This window comes from Segeticoccus sp. (genome assembly GCF_035708005.1).
In genome coordinates this window covers 1-16,647 of sequence record NZ_DASSTI010000124.1, presented here as the reverse complement: position 1 = coordinate 16,647, position 16,647 = coordinate 1, and the positions used below count along the sequence as shown (strand labels likewise).

Below are 16,647 nucleotides of genomic sequence, written 5' to 3'. Positions count from 1 at the left end.
TGGCTCAGGGGATCACGAACTGGCTGTCGCGGGCGTCGGTGATCGCCATGCAGCCGGGCGCGTGCGCGATCGCGAACGGCGGCCGGGAGGCTATCACCGCCGCCTGCGGCGTCACGCCGCAGCCCCAGAAGACCGGCACCTCGCCGGCCTGGATCTCCACCGGGTCGCCGAAGTCCGGCGCGGACAGGTCCGCGATCCCGAGCGCCGAAGGGTCGCCGACGTGCACCGGCGCGCCGTGCACGGCGGGGTAGCGCGACGTGACCCGGACGGCCGTCGCCACCAGCGCTGCGGGGACCGGGCGCATCGACACGACCAGCGGCCCGCCGATGCTGCCGGCGTCGCGGCAGGACCGGTCGGTGCGGTACATCGGCACATTGCTGCCCGCCTCGAGGTGACGCACCGGGACACCGGCGTCGAGCAGGGCCGCCTCGAAGGTGAAGCTGCACCCGATGAGGAACGCCACGAGGTCGTCACGCCACGCAGTCGTGACGTCGGTGGTCTCCTCGACCAGCTCACCGTCCCGGTAGATGCGGTAGGCGGGCAGGTCCGTGCGCAGGTCGCCGTCGAAGATCTCGCAGCTGACCTCACCCGGCTCCGTGACGTCGAGGACCGGGCACGGCACCGGGTTGCGCTGGGCGAAGAGCAGGACGTCGTAGGCCTGCTCGCGGGGCACCGCGATGAGGTTGGCTTGGGTCCAGCCGGAGCACCAGCCGGCGGTCGGCGTCCGCAGCCCTCCCCGGAACCGGGCCCGCGCCTCGCTGGGCGTGAGCCGTGTGACACCTGCGTCGACGATCATCGTGCCTCCCGGAAGTGAACGGTCTGGCCGGGCCGCACCTGCGCGGCACGGTCGAGGTCGGTGGCCGCCACCACGGCGATGACGGGGTAGCCGCCGGTGACGGGGTGGTCGGCGAGGAAGACGGTGGGCTGTCCCGACGGCGGCACCTGGATCGCCCCGCGCACCATGCCCTCGCTCGGCAGCTCCTCGCCCCGGCACCGCTTGAGCTCCGGCCCGTCGAGGCGCATGCCCACGCGGTTGCTGTCCGACGTCGCGGCGTAGGGCGCGCCGGTGAGCGTCGCCAGGGCGTCCGGCACGAACCAGTCCTGTCGCGGACCGGGGATGATCCGCAGCGTGACCTCGCCGGACTCCGGTGCGGGCACGGGCGCCTGGTCCAGACCCGGCTGAGGATCGGTGGGCACGCCGACCGGGAGCGTGGTCCCCGGCCGCAGCACCTCGGGGCCGAGCCCGGAGAGCAGGTCCGTGGACCGGGATCCCAGCACCGGCTCCACCTCGACGCCGCCCCGCACACACAGGTATGTCCGGACGCCGGCGGCTGGGGTGCCCAGCCGTAGCTCGGCACCCGCTGGGAGCGTCACCGGCGCGTTCGCCCCCACCGGGGTGCCGGCGACCGTCGCCGGGCAGGGCGCGCCGGTGAGCACGACGACGAGCGGGGCCGCAGCGCGGACGGCGAGCCCGCCGAAGGTGGCCTCGACGGCAGCCGCCCCCGGTGGGTTGCCGAGCAGGCGGTTGCCGAGCAGCAGCGCACCGCGGTCCATGGCGCCGGAGTCGCCCACGCCGAGCGCGGCCTGACCGGGCCGGCCCAGGTCCTGCACGGTCGACAGCGGGCCGGCCTCGAGCACCTCGAGCGCTCTCACGACGCCTCCCGGAAACGCACCCGCACCCCGGCGCGCAGCAGCGCCGGCGGCGTGCGGGCCAGGTCCCACACCGGCTCCACGGCGTGGCCGATCAGCTGCCAGCCGCCGGGCGACTCCCTGGGGTAGACCCCGGTGAACTCGCCGGCGAGGGCGACGGCCCCGGCGGGCACCCGGGTGCGCGGGTCGCTGCGCCGCGGCACGTGCAACCGGTCGTCCTCGCCGACGAGGTAGCCGAAGCCGGGTGAGAACCCGCAGAACGCCACGGTCCACTCCTGGCCGGTGTGCGCCTCGACCACGCCCCTCTCGCCGAGCCCGGTGAGCTCGCCGACCTCGGCCAGGTCCTCGCCGTCGTAGCGCACCCCCACCTCGACGCGCCCGGTGTCGGGCCGCTCACCGGCGTGCACCGGCACTGCGCGGATGCGCGCCTCCACACCGGCCAGGTCCGCGCACCGCGGGTCGACCCGGACCAGCAGGGTGCGGGCGGCGGGAACCAGGTCGACCAGCCCTTCCGGACGCTGCTGGTCCAGCGCGGCATACAGGCCGAGGACCTCCTCGAGGTCGTCGAGGTCCACCAGCAGCGCCGCCGAGCCGCACCGGTTGATCCTCACGTCCCCGCCACGCCCTCGGCGGGGGCCCCGCTGAAGGCGGCCACCTGCACGCCGGCCGCCTCGAGGGCCGCGCGGACCGAGCGGGCCGACTCGACGGCACCCGGGGTGTCGCCGTGCAGGCACAGGGACCGGGCGGCCACCTGCACGGTGCTGCCGTCAGTCGCCTCGACCGCCTGCTGTGTCACCATCCGCACGCACCGCCGGGCGATCTCGGCGGCGTCGTGCAGCACCGACCCGGCCTCGCGGCGCGAGGCCAGCGTGCCGTCCGGCTGGTAGGCCCGGTCGGCGAACGCCTCGGGCACGGCGGTGAGCCCCGCCTCGCGGGCCCGGCGCAGGAACGCGGAGCCGGGCAACCCGAGAACCGGCAGGCGCACGTCATACTGCCGGACCGCCTCAACCACCGCGGCCGCCTGCTCCTCGTGGTGCACGATCGCGTTGTAGAGCGCGCCGTGCGGCTTGACGTACTGCACCCGCGTGCCGGCCACCCGGGCGAAGGCCTCGAGGGCGCCGAGCTGGTAGAGCACGTCGTCGATGAGGTCCTCCGGTGGCTCGTCGATGAACCGGCGGCCGAAGCCGACCAAGTCGCGGTAGCCCACCTGCGCGCCGATGGCGACGCCGCGCTCGGCCGCGTCGGCGCAGGCGCGGCGGAGCACTCCGGGATCGCCGGCGTGGAAGCCGCAGGCGACGTTGGCGCTGGTCACCACCTCGAGCAGCGCCACGTCGTCACCGAGGGTCCAGTGCCCGAAGCTCTCGCCGAGGTCGGCGTTGAGGTCGATCTGCATGTCCACACCTCACTTCCAGAGGGCCGCGATGCCCCCGAGCGACTCCCAGGCAAGGTAAACGGTCAGCGCCCAGGCCGCGACGCCGAGCACGAGCAGCCAGACGGGGTAGCGGTATCCGCCCAGCAGGTCCGATGCGCGCCGCGCGGCGACCCACATCAGCACACCGAGACCGATCGGCAGGATCAGCCCGTTCAGCGCGCCGGCGAGCACGAGGAGCGTGACCGGGGTCTGCCCGACGACGAGGAAGACCGCCGTCGAGAAGACGATGAACGCCACGACCACCCAGTTGCGGTTCCGCGACAGCCAGTCGGAGAAGGTGGCCAGGAAGGACACCGAGGTGTAGGAGGCGCCGATCACCGAGGTGATGCTCGCGGCCCACAGGATCACCCCGAACAGGTGCAGTCCGACTGCTCCGAGCGCGTGCTGGAAGGCGGACGCGGACGGGTTCGACTTCGCGAGCGCGGCACCGCCGGCGACCACGCCGAGGACGGCGAGGAAGAGCAGCGCCCGCATGACCCCGGTGACGATGACGCCGGTGACCGAGCCGCGGGTGATCGAGCGCAGGTGCTGGTGCCCCGTCAGGCCGGAGTCGACCATCCGGTGCGCGCCGGCATACGTGATGTAGCCCCCGACCGTCCCGCCGATGAGGGTCGTGATGATCAGGAAACTGATCTGGCTTGGCATGACCGTCTGGTGCAACGCGTCCCCGACCGGCGGGCCGGACTTGATCGCCACGACGGTGACCATCGCGATCATCACCGCCCCGAGGACGACGACGATGCGGTCCATCGCCAGTCCCGCGCGTTTGCTCAGGAAGATGCCGATGGCGATGAGCGCGGACACCGCCCCGCCGATCTTGTCGGGGGCGCTCACCATGGCACTGGCGCCGAGTGCGGTGCCGCCGATGTTGCCGATGTTGAAGACCAGGCCGCCGAAGACCACCAGCGCCGCGAGCACGTAGCCGCCGCCCGGCACGACCCGGTTGGCCAGGTCCTGGGCACGCAGCCCGGAGACGCCGATCACGCGCCACACGTTCAGCTGCACCGCGATGTCCACCAGCACCGAGATGAGGATGGCGAACGCGAAGGCCGCCCCCAGCTGGGCGGTGAAGACGGTGGTCTGGGTGATGAAGCCGGGCCCGATGGCGCTCGTCGCCATGAGGAACATGGCCCCGAGCAGGGCCCCGCGCCCGCTGCGGGTGCGGGTCGTGCGGGTGGCTACGGCGTTTTCGCTCATGGGGTTCTCCTGACCGGTGAGGTGCCGTCCGATCGCCACAACCTAGAGGATTGTTGAACAATCCCGCAATACCCTCGTGGGATATTCTGTAGCGAGCGGTGCTGTCGCCGCGACACCTCGGGAGCAGGGGGTTACCCATGGAGGACTGGCTGGACGGTCTCGCCACCCGGCGCGCTGACGTCGGCCGCTCGAGCACCGCGGAACGCGTCGCCGAGATCCTGCGCGAGCACATCACCGAGGGTCGGCTGCTGCCCGGCACCCGCCTGTCCGAGGAGGACATCGGCGCCGCGCTGCGGGTGTCCCGCAACACCCTGCGCGAGGCCTTCCGCCTGCTCACCCACGAACGCCTGCTGGTGCACGAGTTCAACCGCGGGGTGTTCGTCCGGACGCTGAGCGCGGACGACGTGCGCGACCTCTACCGCTTCCGGCGCCTGCTGGAGTCGGCCGCCGTGCGCGCGGCCGTCGACGCCACCCCCGCCGAGCTGGCGGCGGTGCGGGAGTCCGTCGAGGAGGGAGAGCGCGCCGCGGCCGCCGGCGACTGGTATGCCGTCGGGACCGCCAACATGCACTTCCACCAGGCGCTCGCCGGCCTCAGCCGGAGCCCCCGGTTCGAGGACACCATGCGGCAGGTGCTGGCCGAGCTGCGGCTGGTGTTCCACGTCATGGCCGACCCGTGGGCCTTCCACGAGCCCTACCTGCAGCGCAACCGCGAGCTCTCCGACCTCCTCGCCGAGGGACGGGTCGCCGCGGCCGAGGAGACCCTGAGCCACTACTTCGACGTGGCGGAGAAGCAGCTCCTGGACGCCATGACCCCGGTGCGCACGTGACCGACCGCCTCGTCCCCCTCGCCGTCCCCGCGGGGCTGGACGCGGCAGTGGTCCCCGCGATCCGGGCCGCTCTGGACGGGACGGGACCGGCCCTGGCACCGCATGCGGCGGACGAGCCGCCACCGGACCTGCCCGCCGACGCCGAGCTGCCCGAGGGCCTGGCGCTCGCCGTGGGCACCTCCGGCTCCACCGGCCGCCCCAAGCGCGCCCTCCTGACCGCTGCCGCGCTGCGCGTCTCGGCGGCCGCGACGCACGAACGGCTCGGCGGATCCGGCCAGTGGCTGCTCGCGATGCCCGCCCACCACATCGCCGGCCTGCAGGTGCTCATCCGCAGCGTCCTGGCCGGCCGGGACCCGGTCGTCCTGGACCGCACGGCGCACTTCAGCGCGGCGAGCTTCGCCGCCGCGACCGACCGGCTGGTGCCCGCGGGCCGGCACTACACCGCCGTGGTGCCCACCCAGTTGGCCCGCCTGCTCGCCGACGAGGTCGGTCGCCGGGCGCTCCTGCGGTATGACGGTGTGCTGGCCGGCGGTGCCGCCACCCCGGCGGTGCTCCTCGAGCGGGCAGCCGACGCGGGCGTTCGGGTGCTGACCACCTACGGGATGAGCGAGACCGCGGGCGGCTGCTTCTACGACGGCACGCCACTGTCCGGGGCCAGGGTCCGGTTCGACGAGACCGGGCGGGTCAGCCTCGGAGGGCCGATGGTCGCGCACGGCTACCTCGGCGAGCCCGCGCTGACCGCCGCGTCGTTCGCCACCGACGGCGGGACGAGGTGGTTCCGCACCGACGACCTCGGCCACCTCGAGGCGGCCGGACAGCTGCGGGTCGAGGGGCGGATCGACGACGTCATCAACACCGGCGGACTCAAGGTGCCGCCCCGGCTCGTGGAGGACGCCCTCACCCGGCACCTTCCCCAGGTCCTCGAGGCGGTCGTCGTCGGCACGCCGGACCCGGAGTGGGGCCAGGCGGTGAGCGCCGCCGTGGTCTGCACCGACGGCCGGGACGTCACGGTGAGCGACGTGCGGGCGGCCCTGCGCGGCATACTGCCCGACCATGCCCTGCCCCGACGGGTGGCGAGGTGGGCCGCGATTCCGCGACGCGGGCCGGGCAAGCCGGACCGGCAGGCCATCCGGGCGCGCAGTGTTTGGCAAGATGGGGTCTGAGAACCGTCCCGGTTCGGTCGGCCGTCCGGGCAGGAAGGGAGTGGACCATGGTGCGCGTCCTCGTGCCGCTGGTGCTCCTGGCACTGACCGTCTACACGCTCGTCGACTGCATCCAGACCGACGACGCCGAGCAGCAGCACCTTCCCAAGATCCTGTGGATGCTCGTCATCCTGCTCTTCCCGCCGGTGGGGCCGATCGCCTGGCTCATCGCCGGCCGGCCCAACGCCCCGATCAACCGGACCGGGCCGCCCGGGACCGGCGGCGGCCAGGCTCCCGGAACCCGGGGCCAGGCGCCCAGGGGACCGGACGACGACCCCGACTTCCTGCGCCGCCTCTGACCCCCTCCTTCGCACTGAAAGCAGACTGAGACTCCCCTTCATGGCCACCTTCCACCAGTGGGTCGAGGGCGCTCGCCCGCGCACGCTCCCGGCCGCCATCGCGCCCGTCATCGTCGGCACCGGCTCGTCCTACGCCATCGGCACGGCCAACCTCGGCTACGGCGTGCTCGCCCTGCTCGTCGCGGTGAGCCTGCAGGTGGGCGTGAACTACGCCAACGACTACTCCGACGGGATCCGCGGCACGGACGCGGACCGGGTGGGCCCGGCACGCCTGGTCGGCGGCAAGCTGGCCACCGCGGCGAACGTCAAGCTCGCCGCCTTCGCCTGCTTCGGGTTCGCGGCGCTGTGCGGCCTGGCGCTGGTCGGGCTCAGCGAGTCCTGGTTCCTGCTCCTGGTGGGTGCGGCCGCGATCTGGGCGGCGTGGCACTACACGGGCGGGAACAAGCCCTACGGCTACTCCGGCTGGGGTGAGGTCTTCGTCTTCGTCTTCTTCGGCCTGGTCGCCACGCTGGCCACGACGTGGACCCAGTCGCACGCCCTGGACCTCGCCAGCGTCGCCGGCGCGATCGGCGTCGGCGCGGGGTCCTGCGCGATCCTCGTGGCGAACAACCTGCGCGACATCGACGGCGACGCCGCGGCCGGCAAGCGAACCCTTGCCGTGCGCCTCGGCGATGCCCGCACCCGCCAGCTCTACGTCGCCCTGCTCGGGGTCACGCTGCTCGCCGTGGGGGGCTGCGCAGCGGTGCACTGGACGGCCGTGCTCGGCCTGCTCGCCTTGCCGCTCGCGTGGATCCCGCTGCGCGAGGTGCAGGGCGGCGCCACCGGGATGCGGCTCGTGCCGGTGCTCGCCTCGACCGGCCGGTTCCAGCTGGCGTACGGGTTCCTGCTCGGCCTCGGGCTCTACCTGGCCAGCCGGTTCTGAGGGGGCCGGCCGACATTCCTCACGCCGGCGCCCGCACCACAGCCCCGATCTCGGGGATGACGCACACCGTTCGCGCCGGCGGGCGGACCGCAGCCCCGATCTCGGGGATGATGCACACCGCTCACGCCCGCCCGCGAACAGCAACCCCGATCCCGGGCACGACGCACACCCCTCACGCCCGCGCGCGAACAGCAACCCCGATCCCGGGGACGACGCACACCCCTCACGCCCGCGGGCGGCCGCAGCGCGAGCGACGGACGGGCTCAGTCAGCCCTCGTCCTCGTCGTCCTCGTCATCCTCGTCGGTGCGGGCGAGCCGGTCACGCTCCTCACGGGCAAACTGCCGCGCCTCGACCCGCTCGGCGAGCCGGCCCGCGATCTGGTTGCGCTGCTGGGCGAGCGCGAAGTAGGACGTGACCATCGACAGCGCGCCGGCGGCAATGACGAGCGGGATCGGGTTGTGCCGCATCCACGGGATGAACCACAGCAGCAGCAGGAACGCGAAGAAGATCAGCAGCCGCAGCAGGCTGTAGCGGACCACGGGTCACATCCCCGAGTACGAGTGCATGCCGACGAAGTACACGTTGACCACCATGTAGTTGATCAGGATGCACGCGAAGCCGGCAAGCGCGATGTAGGCGGCCTTGCGCTCGTTCCAGCCGCTGGTCGCGCGGGCGTGCAGGTAGGCGGCGTAGACGATCCAGATGACGAACGTCCAGACCTCCTTGGGGTCCCAGCCCCAGTAGGTCCCCCACGCCTGCTCGGCCCAGATGGCCCCGGCGATGAGGGTGAACGTCCACAGCGGGAAGGCCACGATGTGCAGGCCGTATGCCGTGCGGTCCAGCTGGCGCGAGGACGGCAGCAGCTCGTGCACGCTCGCCTTCAGGCCGGACAGGGTGTTCCCTCTCACGGCTCCTGCGACGTCGCCGCTGCCCGTAGCGAGCTTCTCCAGCCACGCCTGCACCAGGTAGAGGATCGTGACGCTGAACGCGATCGTGAAGAGCGCGACCGAGAGGGTGGCCACGGTCACGTGGATCACCAGCCAGAAGCTGCGCAGCGACGGCAGCAGCTGGCTCGCCTGCGTGTAGAAAACCGCGACCGACAGGCCAAGGGTGAGCAGCGCCGGCGCGGTGACGAACAGGCCCAGCCAGCGCGCGTCGCTCCGGAGGCTGTAGAGGCAGAACGCGAGCAGTACGAAGGTGGCGCCCACGTTGGCGAACTCGTACATGTTGCCCAGCGGCGGCCGGTCCACCGACAGCCCGCGCAGCGCGACGCACGCCATCATCAGCAGCAGCGCGAGCCAGGTCAGCGACATCCCCATGCCGGCCCACTGGCGCTTCACCGGAGCCGCGGCGCCGGACGCGCCGGCCCCGGGGCCACCCGTCGCGCCAACGGCCGACCGTTCGGCGGTGTCCGGGCCGGTCGGCTCGCCGGGGCCACCGGCGCCAGCGGCCACGAGGACCTTCTCCTCGACGGGGGCTGTCGCCTGCTTGCGCCGTGTGGTGGTGCCGGCGAGGTCGACCGCGAAGGCCAGCATCGCGAGCGTCAGCACGACGATCGCCGAGTAGATGCTGTAGTTGGAGTAGAGGGCGAGGGTCTCGTTCGTCATGCCGTGGGCTCCGTCTTGCCTGACATGTCTGTCCTTCGTTCGATGGCAGTGAGGACGTCCTGCACGGCGCCCTCGAGTCGTGGGTCGTCACCCTTGGCGAGCCCGCCGACGGTGACCAGCGTACGTCGGCGGCTCTCCCCGCCGGTCCCGCCCCCGGCGTCCTCCTCGACCTCGCTGACGCGGACGAAGAGGCGCCGGCGCCGGATGAGCAGCGAGGCGATGAGCCCGGCCAGCGCGGCCAGCGCCCCGACGAGGGCCAGCTGCTTGCCGGGCTGGTGCCGGATCGACAGCCCGGCCCAGCGCTTGACCCCGTCGAAGGTGACGGTGAGACCGTTCGGCAGCTTCGTGCTCTGCCCGGGGGCGAGCCACAGCCGCAGCGGGTCGCCCTTGGCCCCCTTGATCTGGGTCATCTTGCGGGTGTCGAGGGTGTAGACCGACTGGGGCTGCCCGCCGGGGAAGAGGGTGCCCTTGTAGGCACCGAGCGCCAGCCGCGGCTGCTCCAGTCCCGGGAAGTCCGAGGTCGGCCCGAGCTGCTTGTCGATCCGCCCCGTCGGCAGGAAGAAGCCGAACAGTCCGAGCTGCTGGGGACGCGCCGCGGGCACCTTGACGGCGCCGACCGACTTGTAGTTGTTGTCCTCGGGCAGGAACGGCGTGGCCTGGCTGTAGAGCACCGTGCCGTGCTGGTCCTTGACGGTGATCACGGGCGCGTAGCCGTTGCCGAGCAGGAACACCGAGGCGTCCCCCAGCCGCAGCGGGCCGTTGACGTCGAGCACCTGCCGGCGCACCGGTGCGCCGGGGTGCTCACTCGTCTGGGTGTATGCCGTGAAGTTGCGTGGCTCTCCGAACTGCGCCCCGCCTGCCTGGTCCTCGAAGCTCACGTCCAGCTTGTCGATGCGCACCGAGAACGGAATGAGGTCGGAGGTGTTGACCCACGGTCCCGGGGCCAGCGTGTCGTAGGAGGAGGCGGTGTTGGAGAAGGTCTGCCCCTCGGGGACGATCACGTCGCCGCGCCAACCGAGCAGGTGGCCGAACGCCACGGCGACGATCACCACGACGAGGGCGATGTGGAAGACGAGGTTGCCGGTCTCCCGCAGGAAGCCGCTCTCCGCCGACACGGTGAGCCCGCCACCGCCGCGCCGTGGTGTGGGCTCGGGATCCTCCTGGCGCCGGAGGCGGAACCGCTTGCCCTTCAGCACCGCCCGCGCTGCCGCAGCGACCTCCTCCGGCGAGCCGTCGACGGTGACCTGCCCGTGCGCGGGCAGCCGCTCGAGGTGCCGGGGCGCGCGCGGGGGCTGCGCCCGCATGGCGCGCAGGTGCAGCCGCGAGCGCGGCACGATGCACCCGACGAGCGAGATCAGCAGCAGCAGGTAGATCGCGGCGAACCACGGCGAGGCGAAGACGTTGAAGAAGCCGAGCCGGTCCAGCCAGGGGCCGATCGTCTGGTGCTGGTCCAGGTAGCTGGTGACCCGGGCGGCGTTGATGTCCCGTTGCGGCCAGATGGAACCGGGGACGGCGCCGATGGCGAGCAGCAGCAGGAGGAACAGCGCGGTGCGCATGCTGGTGAGCTGGCGCCAGGCCCAGCGCAGCATGCCCACCGGCCCGAGCTTGGGGAGGGTGACCTCCCGCTCGTCGGGGCGGGTGTCCATGCCGTCGCGCAGGTCCTCCCGGGTCCGGTCGGTGGACGTGGGGCTCATCTCAGATCACCGTCGTGAATCGTTGGACCAGATTGGACTGGATGGTCGTCGTCACCGTCTGCCACAGCCCGGTGACCATGAGGACGCCCAGCACCACGAGCAGCACTCCCCCGATCAGCCGGATGACTCGGTGGTGGTCGCGCAGCCAACGGCTTGCCGTGCCGGCCCAGGTCCAGCCCGCCGCGATCAGCAGGAAGGGCAGCCCCATCCCGATGCTGTAGGCGATCGCGAGCACCAGCCCTCGGCGGACCAGGTTGCCGTCACCGGAGACCGTGGTGGACATCGTGACGATCGAGCCGAGCACCGGGCTGATGCACGGCGACATGCCCAGCCCGAAGACGACGCCGAGCAGCGGGGCGCCCGCGAGCCCGGCCGTCGGCCGCCAGCGGGGCTGCCAGCCGAACCGGTCGCCGAGCCCCAGGAAGACCAGGCCGAAGAGGATGACGACCGCGCCGCCGATCCGCATGAGCAGCCCCTGGTGGGCCAGCAGCAGCGTCCCCACGGCCGAGGCGGTGAGGAAGATCGCGATGAAGACGAGGCTGAAGCCGAGGATGAACAGCAGCGCCCCCAACACCAGTCGGCCGCGGCGCCGTTGGTCGAGGCTCACCCCGGACAGGCCGGTCACGTAGCCGAGGAAGCCCGGGACCAGCGGCAGCACGCACGGTGACGCGAAGGACACCACGCCGGCGGCGAGGGCCACGATGACCGCCACCGGCAGGGCGCCGGAGGTGACGGTGCTGCCGGCGTCCGTGCTGAGCTGACCGGCGACGGGCGCGAGGGTCGGGGCGAGGTGTCCGAGCTGGGCCATGCTGTGGTGCTGCTGGGCTAGGCGCGGGCGCCGAGCACGTCCTGGACGAGGCCGGTGAGCGTCGCGGTGTCGACCGGTCCGGAGACCCGGGCGGCGATGCGGCCCTGCTTGTCCAGCACGAGGGTGGTCGGGGTGCTCGCTGCCTTGCCGCGCAGGGCCAGCAGCGCCTGCCCGCCGTCGTCGGCGAGCGAGGGGTAGGTGATGTGGTTGGACTGCACGAACGCCAAGCCGGTCTCGGCGCTCTCGCGGTAGTCGATGCCCATGAACTGCACCGGTTTGCCGGACTTGTGCAGCTGGGTCCACGCCTTCTGCAGGTCGGGGGCCTCACGGACGCACGGGCCGCACCAGGAGCCCCAGACGTTGACCACGACGACCTTGCCGCGCTCGTCGGACAGCTTCCAGTGCTGACCGCGCAGCGTGGTCCCGGACAGCTGCAGCGGCTGCTTGCGGTCGGCCACGGCAACCCGCTCGATCGTTCCGTCTCCGGAGATGTAGCCCTTGCGGTCACCTGAGTTCGCTTGGGCAGCAATGGAGTTGGAGTCCTGCGAACAGGCCGCGGCACCCAGGGTGAGGGAGAGCGCCACGGCCGCGGCCGCCATACCGCGGACGACTCTCGTGCCCGGGACGCGCGCGACGCGTCGAAGTGGAGCGGAGGACGTCGTGGGGTGAGTCATGCTCCTGCCCCCGCGTGGGCGCGCGGCAACAGGGGCGCGGCGGGCTCGGTGTAGCTGATCGAGCTGAGCTCGTCGCCGACGTAGATCAGGGAGGTCAGCGAGGCCAGCGAGCACTGGCGGCGGCGCGGGTCGTGCCACAGGCGGCGGCCCTCGAGCCGGCAACGGGCGACCCACACGGGCAGCTGGTGGGTGACGATCACCGCCTCGTGACCGCGTGCGGCCGTCCGCGCGTCGGCGATCGCGCTCAGCATCCGCTCGGCGATCTCGACGTAGGGCTCTCCCCAGGAAGGCCGGAACGGGTTGGTCAGCCGGGGCCAGTGCCGCGGCTGGCGCAGCGACCCGTCGCCGACGCCGAAGGTCAGGCCCTCGAAGTAGTTGCCGCCCTCGATGACCCGGTCGTCGAGGCGCACGGCGAGCCCGTGCGGCTCGGCGATCGGCGCTGCGGTCTCCTGGGCCCGCTCGAGCGGTGAGGAGACGACGACGGCCACGTCGTTGTCCGCGAGGTAGGTGCCGACCATCTGCGCCATCTCCCGGCCCAGCGGGGACAGGTGGTAGCCCGGCAGTCGCCCGTAGAGCACTCCCGAGGGGTTGTCCACCTCACCGTGGCGCAACAGGTGCACCACGGTGCGCTGGTCTGCCGCAACGTCACCGGATCCGGCCCGGCCGGCGTGTCCGGGGGGCGTCGCAGCATCCTCGTTCCCGGTCATGGCCGGATTGTCGCAAACGAGTCTGTGACCGCCTTGGCCGCCGCCGGGAGCGCCTCGAGCACCCGGTTGACGGCGGCGTCGTCGTGCGCCGCGCTGACGAACCACGTCTCGAACGCGCTCGGCGGCAGGTGCACGCCACCGCGCAGCATGCCGTGGAAGAACGCGGTGAACGCAGCCGTGTCCTGGTCCTTGGCGTCGTCGTAGTTGCGCACCTCGCCCTCGCGGAAGAAGACGCTGAACATGCTGCCCGCCCACTGGATCCGGTGCGGTATGCCGGCCCGCGACAGTTCGTCGGTCGTCGCCTGCGCGATGGCCTTGCTGGCGACGTCGAGCCGCTCGTAGACGGCCGGGGTGCAGCCGCGCAGCGTGGCGAGGCCGGCGGCGGTGGCGACCGGGTTCCCCGACAGCGTGCCGGCCTGGTAGACCGGGCCGCTCGGCGCCAGGCGCTGCATGACCTCGGCCCGGCCGCCGAAGGCGGCCGTCGGAAAGCCGCCACCCATGACCTTGCCGAAGGTGAACAGGTCGGGCGCGCCCTCGGCATACGGACCCTCGAGGCCGTACCAGCCGGCGGGGCTGCACCGGAACCCGGTCATCACCTCGTCGGAGATGAGCAGTGCTCCTTGCGCCGTGGTGATCCGGCGCAGGCCGGCGGTGAAGCCCGGTCGCGGCGGGACGACGCCCATGTTGCCGGGGCTGGCCTCGGTGATGACCGCGGCGATCTCGTCGCCGTGCTCGGCGAACGCCGCCTCGACGGCGGCCAGGTCGTTGTAGGGCACGACGATGGTCTCGCCCGCGCTGGAGGCGGGCACGCCGGCGGAGTCGGGCAGCGCGAAGGTCGCGACGCCGCTGCCGGCCGAGGCGAGCAGAGCGTCGACGTGGCCGTGGTAGCAGCCGGCGAACTTCAGCACCTTGGAGCGGCCGGTGTAGCCGCGCGCCAGACGGATCGCGCTCATCGTCGCCTCGGTGCCGCTGTTGACCAGCCGCGCCTGCTCGACCGGTTCGACCCGGGCGACGATCTCCTCGACGAGGGCCACCTCGTGCTCGCTGGGCGTGCCGAACGAGAAGCCCTTGCTGGCGGTCTGGTGCACGGCGGCGAGGACGTCCGGGTGGGTGTGACCCAGGATCATCGGGCCCCACGAGCAGATGAGGTCGACGTAGTCGTTGCCGTCGACGTCGCGCAGCCAGGCGCCCTCGGCGCTCGCCATGAACGGCGGAGTGCCGCCGACCGAACCGAACGCGCGGACGGGGCTGTTCACGCCTCCGGGGATGACCTTGGTGGCGCGCTCGAAGAGCGCGTCGGAGGCGGGCAGGGGGGCCGACTGCGGAGCGGAGGGCTGGGCGGACGTCATACCGGCGATTGTCTCAACTCCGCAACTCAGCGACTCAGCAGGCGTCGGCGCCCTTGTCGCGGTCCTCTCCTCCCGGCGCGGAGCGGATCCCGGCGCCGATCGCGTGCATCGCGCGCCCGAGCGCGAGGAACTCCTCGCGCGTGAGGTGATCGGTGAGGTTGCACCGCACGCTCTCGACGTGCACCTTCGCCATCTCCTGCAGCGCCGTGAGGCCGTCGGCGGTGAGGTAGAGCTCGACGCCGCGGCGGTCGACCGGTGCGGGACGGCGGTCCACCCAGCCCCGGCGCTCCAGCCGGGCGGCGGTGTGGGTGAGCCGACTGCGGGACTGCACCACGAGGTCGGCCAGGGTGGACATGCGCATGTGCCGCTCGGGCGACTCGGAGAGCATGGACAGGACCTCGTACTCCGACAGCTGCACGCCGTGCTTCTGCAGGTCCCGGTCGAGCGCCGTCTCGAGGAGCCGCTCGGTGCGCAGGTAGTTGCGCCAGGCGTGCTGCTCCTCGGCGTCGAGCCAGCGCGGCTCGGTGCGGTGGTCGGTCAACGCATCCCCCCTCGGCTGAGCGTGAGCATCCTCACGTTCTGCACGACCATGAGAAAAGTCTACGGGGTCGGGAATGTGGTTGAATGTTCAACCGTTGGACCACGTGATGCCGGTCAGATCCGCCCCCGGCACTCCCCCGACACGACACAAGGAGCACCACATGACCACGCTGCAGAACCTGACTCCCGGCACCTGGACCGTCGACCCCTCCCACAGTGAGGTCGGCTTCGTCGCCCGCCACCTCATGGTGACCAAGGTCCGGGGCAGCTTCCAGGAGTTCTCCGCCGAGGTCGAGATCGCCGAGCCGTTCGAGAGCTCCAGCGTGCGCGCCACCGTGCAGCTCGGATCCGTGGACACCCGCAGCGCCGACCGCGACGCGCACCTCCGCTCGGCCGACTTCTTCGACGTCGAGAACAACCCGGAGATGACCTTCGTCTCCACCAAGGTCACCGCGGACGCCCTTGAGGGCGACCTGACCATCAAGGGCGTCACCAAGCCGGTCGTCTTCGACCTCGACTTCGGTGGCGTGACCCCGGACCCGTGGGGCGGCACCCGCGCGGCCTTCGAGGCGACCACGGAGATCAACCGCCGTGACTGGAACCTGACCTGGAACGTCGCCGTCGACGGCGGCAGCATGCTCGTCAGCGAGAAGATCAAGATCTCGCTCGACATCCAGCTCGTGCAGGCCGTGCCGGCCACCGCCGGCGCGGGCGAGGACGCAGCCCAGGCCTGATCGCCGATCCGGCTCCCGCGGCCGCCCTGGTCGGCCGGAGCACTACCGGCCGGTCACTGGTCGGCCACACTGGATCAGTCGGGGACGACACCGTTCAGCAGCGAGCGGTGTCGTCCCCGCTGCTGTGTCTGCGGCTGGGCCGGCGGGCACGGGAGGCCGCCGGGCACGGGAGGCCGCCGTCGCCCGTCTTCCCGCACCGGGCCCCGGTTGCAACGGGGGCCCGGCAGCACAGACCGCCACCCGGATCCGGCTTCCTGCACCGAGCCCGAGTTGCAATGGGGGCCCGGCAGCAGAGATCGCAACCCGGATCCGGCTTCCTGTACCGAGCCCGAGTTGCAACGGCGGCCCGCCGACAGATTCCGGCCCGGTCCGACAGGGTTCCGCGCGACGCGGCAGGGCCCGGCGCGACGCGGCAGGGCCCGGCGCGAGGCCACGCGTGCGGCAGCGGCCCTGTGGACAACGCCGAAAGCGCCACATTCACGCGCTAGCGTCCGCAACCGTGCGCAAACGAACGCTGACGCCCGCTCTACCAGCCCTCCTCCTGGCCCTCCTCCTGACGACCGGCTGTGCCGCCGGCGGCAGCGGCCCCACGGCGCGAGCCGATTCCTCGTCGGCCTCGGCGGCCCGCACGTCGGCCCCGGGCGCGAGCTCGGCCACGGCAACCACACCTTCCGCCCGGCCCACACCTGTGGCGCTGTGGCACAGCACGAAGCTCGACCCCGTCTCCGGGGTCACGAACGTCGACGGGGTCGCTGTCCTCTACACCCATCGCGGGCAGTCACTGCGGATCACCGCCCTGGATCCGCGGACCGGCACACAGCTGTGGGCGCACGAGGCCTCGGCGTCTCAGTTGCTGCCGGGCATCCCGCTGAGCGTCCACCAGGTCGGTGACAAGGTGGTCTACCTGCGCCCGAGCAACAAGTGGGACGACCGTGCCCGCCTCGTGGTCGTCGCCCCGCGCACCGGGAGGGTGCTCCACCGCTCGCAGGTGGCGGTCTTCTTCA

At 72.4% G+C, this 16,647-nt stretch carries 19 protein-coding genes; 6 read left to right on the top strand and 13 right to left on the bottom strand.

The genetic code is table 11. The annotated features are described in order from the left end of the window. Positions 1-4: 4 nt before the first annotated feature. From VFL99_RS12205 to VFL99_RS12185, 5 genes are read right to left on the bottom strand one after another with little or no spacing between them, the layout of a single operon-like run. Positions 5-796 (bottom strand): putative hydro-lyase, encoded by a 792-nt coding sequence (locus VFL99_RS12205; protein ID WP_325106635.1) that lies wholly within the window; start codon positions 794-796, stop codon positions 5-7. Continuing rightward, a complete protein-coding gene (locus VFL99_RS12200; RefSeq protein ID WP_325106634.1) occupies positions 793-1,653 on the bottom strand; it encodes a 5-oxoprolinase subunit C family protein in 861 nt (286 codons plus the stop codon). The genes VFL99_RS12205 and VFL99_RS12200 overlap by 4 nt, the downstream gene beginning before the upstream one ends. Beyond that, on the bottom strand, positions 1,650-2,261 hold the full coding sequence (locus tag VFL99_RS12195; RefSeq protein WP_325106633.1) for a 5-oxoprolinase subunit B family protein: 612 nt from the start codon (positions 2,259-2,261) through the stop codon (positions 1,650-1,652). Before VFL99_RS12195 ends, VFL99_RS12200 begins: the two co-directional genes overlap by 4 nt. Continuing rightward, positions 2,258-3,043 carry a LamB/YcsF family protein gene (locus VFL99_RS12190; protein WP_325106632.1) on the bottom strand — a complete coding sequence of 262 codons (786 nt, stop codon included), beginning with the start codon at positions 3,041-3,043 and terminating at the stop codon, positions 2,258-2,260. The genes VFL99_RS12195 and VFL99_RS12190 overlap by 4 nt, the downstream gene beginning before the upstream one ends. 9 nt (positions 3,044-3,052) lie before the next feature. Continuing rightward, the gene (locus VFL99_RS12185) at positions 3,053-4,279 is read right to left on the bottom strand and encodes an NRAMP family divalent metal transporter (protein WP_325106631.1); all 1,227 of its coding nucleotides are present in this window, start codon (positions 4,277-4,279) and stop codon (positions 3,053-3,055) included. Between the two features lie 137 nt (positions 4,280-4,416). Between VFL99_RS12185 and VFL99_RS12180 the strand changes: the two genes are divergently transcribed. The 4 genes from VFL99_RS12180 to VFL99_RS12165 are packed head-to-tail and all read left to right on the top strand — an operon-like array spanning position 4,417 to position 7,529. Further along, the gene (locus VFL99_RS12180) at positions 4,417-5,106 is read left to right on the top strand and encodes a GntR family transcriptional regulator (protein ID WP_325106630.1); all 690 of its coding nucleotides are present in this window, start codon (positions 4,417-4,419) and stop codon (positions 5,104-5,106) included. Further along, positions 5,103-6,269, top strand: a complete 1,167-nt coding sequence (gene menE, locus VFL99_RS12175) for an o-succinylbenzoate--CoA ligase (RefSeq protein WP_325106629.1) — start codon at positions 5,103-5,105, stop codon at positions 6,267-6,269. The genes VFL99_RS12180 and menE overlap by 4 nt, the downstream gene beginning before the upstream one ends. A 47-nt stretch (positions 6,270-6,316) precedes the next feature. Continuing rightward, entirely contained in the window at positions 6,317-6,607 is a 291-nt protein-coding gene (locus tag VFL99_RS12170) for a PLD nuclease N-terminal domain-containing protein (RefSeq protein ID WP_325106628.1), read from the top strand. Between the two features lie 40 nt (positions 6,608-6,647). After that, a complete protein-coding gene (locus VFL99_RS12165; protein ID WP_325106627.1) occupies positions 6,648-7,529 on the top strand; it encodes a 1,4-dihydroxy-2-naphthoate polyprenyltransferase in 882 nt (293 codons plus the stop codon). A gap of 267 nt (positions 7,530-7,796) precedes the next feature. Here the strand turns inward: VFL99_RS12165 and VFL99_RS12160 are convergent, their stop codons facing one another. The 8 genes from VFL99_RS12160 to VFL99_RS12125 form a co-directional block, all read right to left on the bottom strand. Next, positions 7,797-8,069, bottom strand: coding sequence for a DUF4229 domain-containing protein (locus VFL99_RS12160; protein ID WP_325106626.1), 273 nt, complete (start codon positions 8,067-8,069; stop codon positions 7,797-7,799). A gap of 3 nt (positions 8,070-8,072) precedes the next feature. Continuing rightward, complete coding sequence (gene ccsB, locus VFL99_RS12155) at positions 8,073-9,137, bottom strand: c-type cytochrome biogenesis protein CcsB (protein WP_325106625.1); 1,065 nt, start codon at positions 9,135-9,137, stop codon at positions 8,073-8,075. After that, the gene (gene resB / locus VFL99_RS12150) at positions 9,134-10,831 is read right to left on the bottom strand and encodes a cytochrome c biogenesis protein ResB (RefSeq protein ID WP_325106624.1); all 1,698 of its coding nucleotides are present in this window, start codon (positions 10,829-10,831) and stop codon (positions 9,134-9,136) included. The genes ccsB and resB overlap by 4 nt, the downstream gene beginning before the upstream one ends. A 1-nt stretch (position 10,832) precedes the next feature. Next, positions 10,833-11,639, bottom strand: a complete 807-nt coding sequence (locus tag VFL99_RS12145) for a cytochrome c biogenesis CcdA family protein (RefSeq protein ID WP_325106623.1) — start codon at positions 11,637-11,639, stop codon at positions 10,833-10,835. Positions 11,640-11,656: 17 nt separating this feature from the next. Next, complete coding sequence (locus VFL99_RS12140; protein WP_325106622.1) at positions 11,657-12,238, bottom strand: TlpA family protein disulfide reductase; 582 nt, start codon at positions 12,236-12,238, stop codon at positions 11,657-11,659. Positions 12,239-12,309: 71 nt separating this feature from the next. Next, the gene (locus VFL99_RS12135) at positions 12,310-13,020 is read right to left on the bottom strand and encodes a histidine phosphatase family protein (RefSeq protein ID WP_325106621.1); all 711 of its coding nucleotides are present in this window, start codon (positions 13,018-13,020) and stop codon (positions 12,310-12,312) included. Further along, complete coding sequence (hemL, locus tag VFL99_RS12130; protein WP_325106620.1) at positions 13,017-14,369, bottom strand: glutamate-1-semialdehyde 2,1-aminomutase; 1,353 nt, start codon at positions 14,367-14,369, stop codon at positions 13,017-13,019. The genes VFL99_RS12135 and hemL overlap by 4 nt, the downstream gene beginning before the upstream one ends. 34 nt (positions 14,370-14,403) lie before the next feature. Next, positions 14,404-14,910 (bottom strand): MarR family winged helix-turn-helix transcriptional regulator, encoded by a 507-nt coding sequence (locus VFL99_RS12125; RefSeq protein ID WP_325106619.1) that lies wholly within the window; start codon positions 14,908-14,910, stop codon positions 14,404-14,406. 160 nt (positions 14,911-15,070) lie between these two features. Between VFL99_RS12125 and VFL99_RS12120 the strand changes: the two genes are divergently transcribed. Together VFL99_RS12120 and VFL99_RS12115 are read left to right on the top strand one after the other, a co-directional pair. Next, positions 15,071-15,643, top strand: a complete 573-nt coding sequence (locus tag VFL99_RS12120) for a YceI family protein (RefSeq protein WP_325106618.1) — start codon at positions 15,071-15,073, stop codon at positions 15,641-15,643. A 688-nt stretch (positions 15,644-16,331) separates the two neighbouring features. Then, positions 16,332-16,647: outer membrane protein assembly factor BamB family protein (locus VFL99_RS12115; RefSeq protein WP_325106617.1), on the top strand; the 316-nt coding region annotated here is incomplete at its 3' end.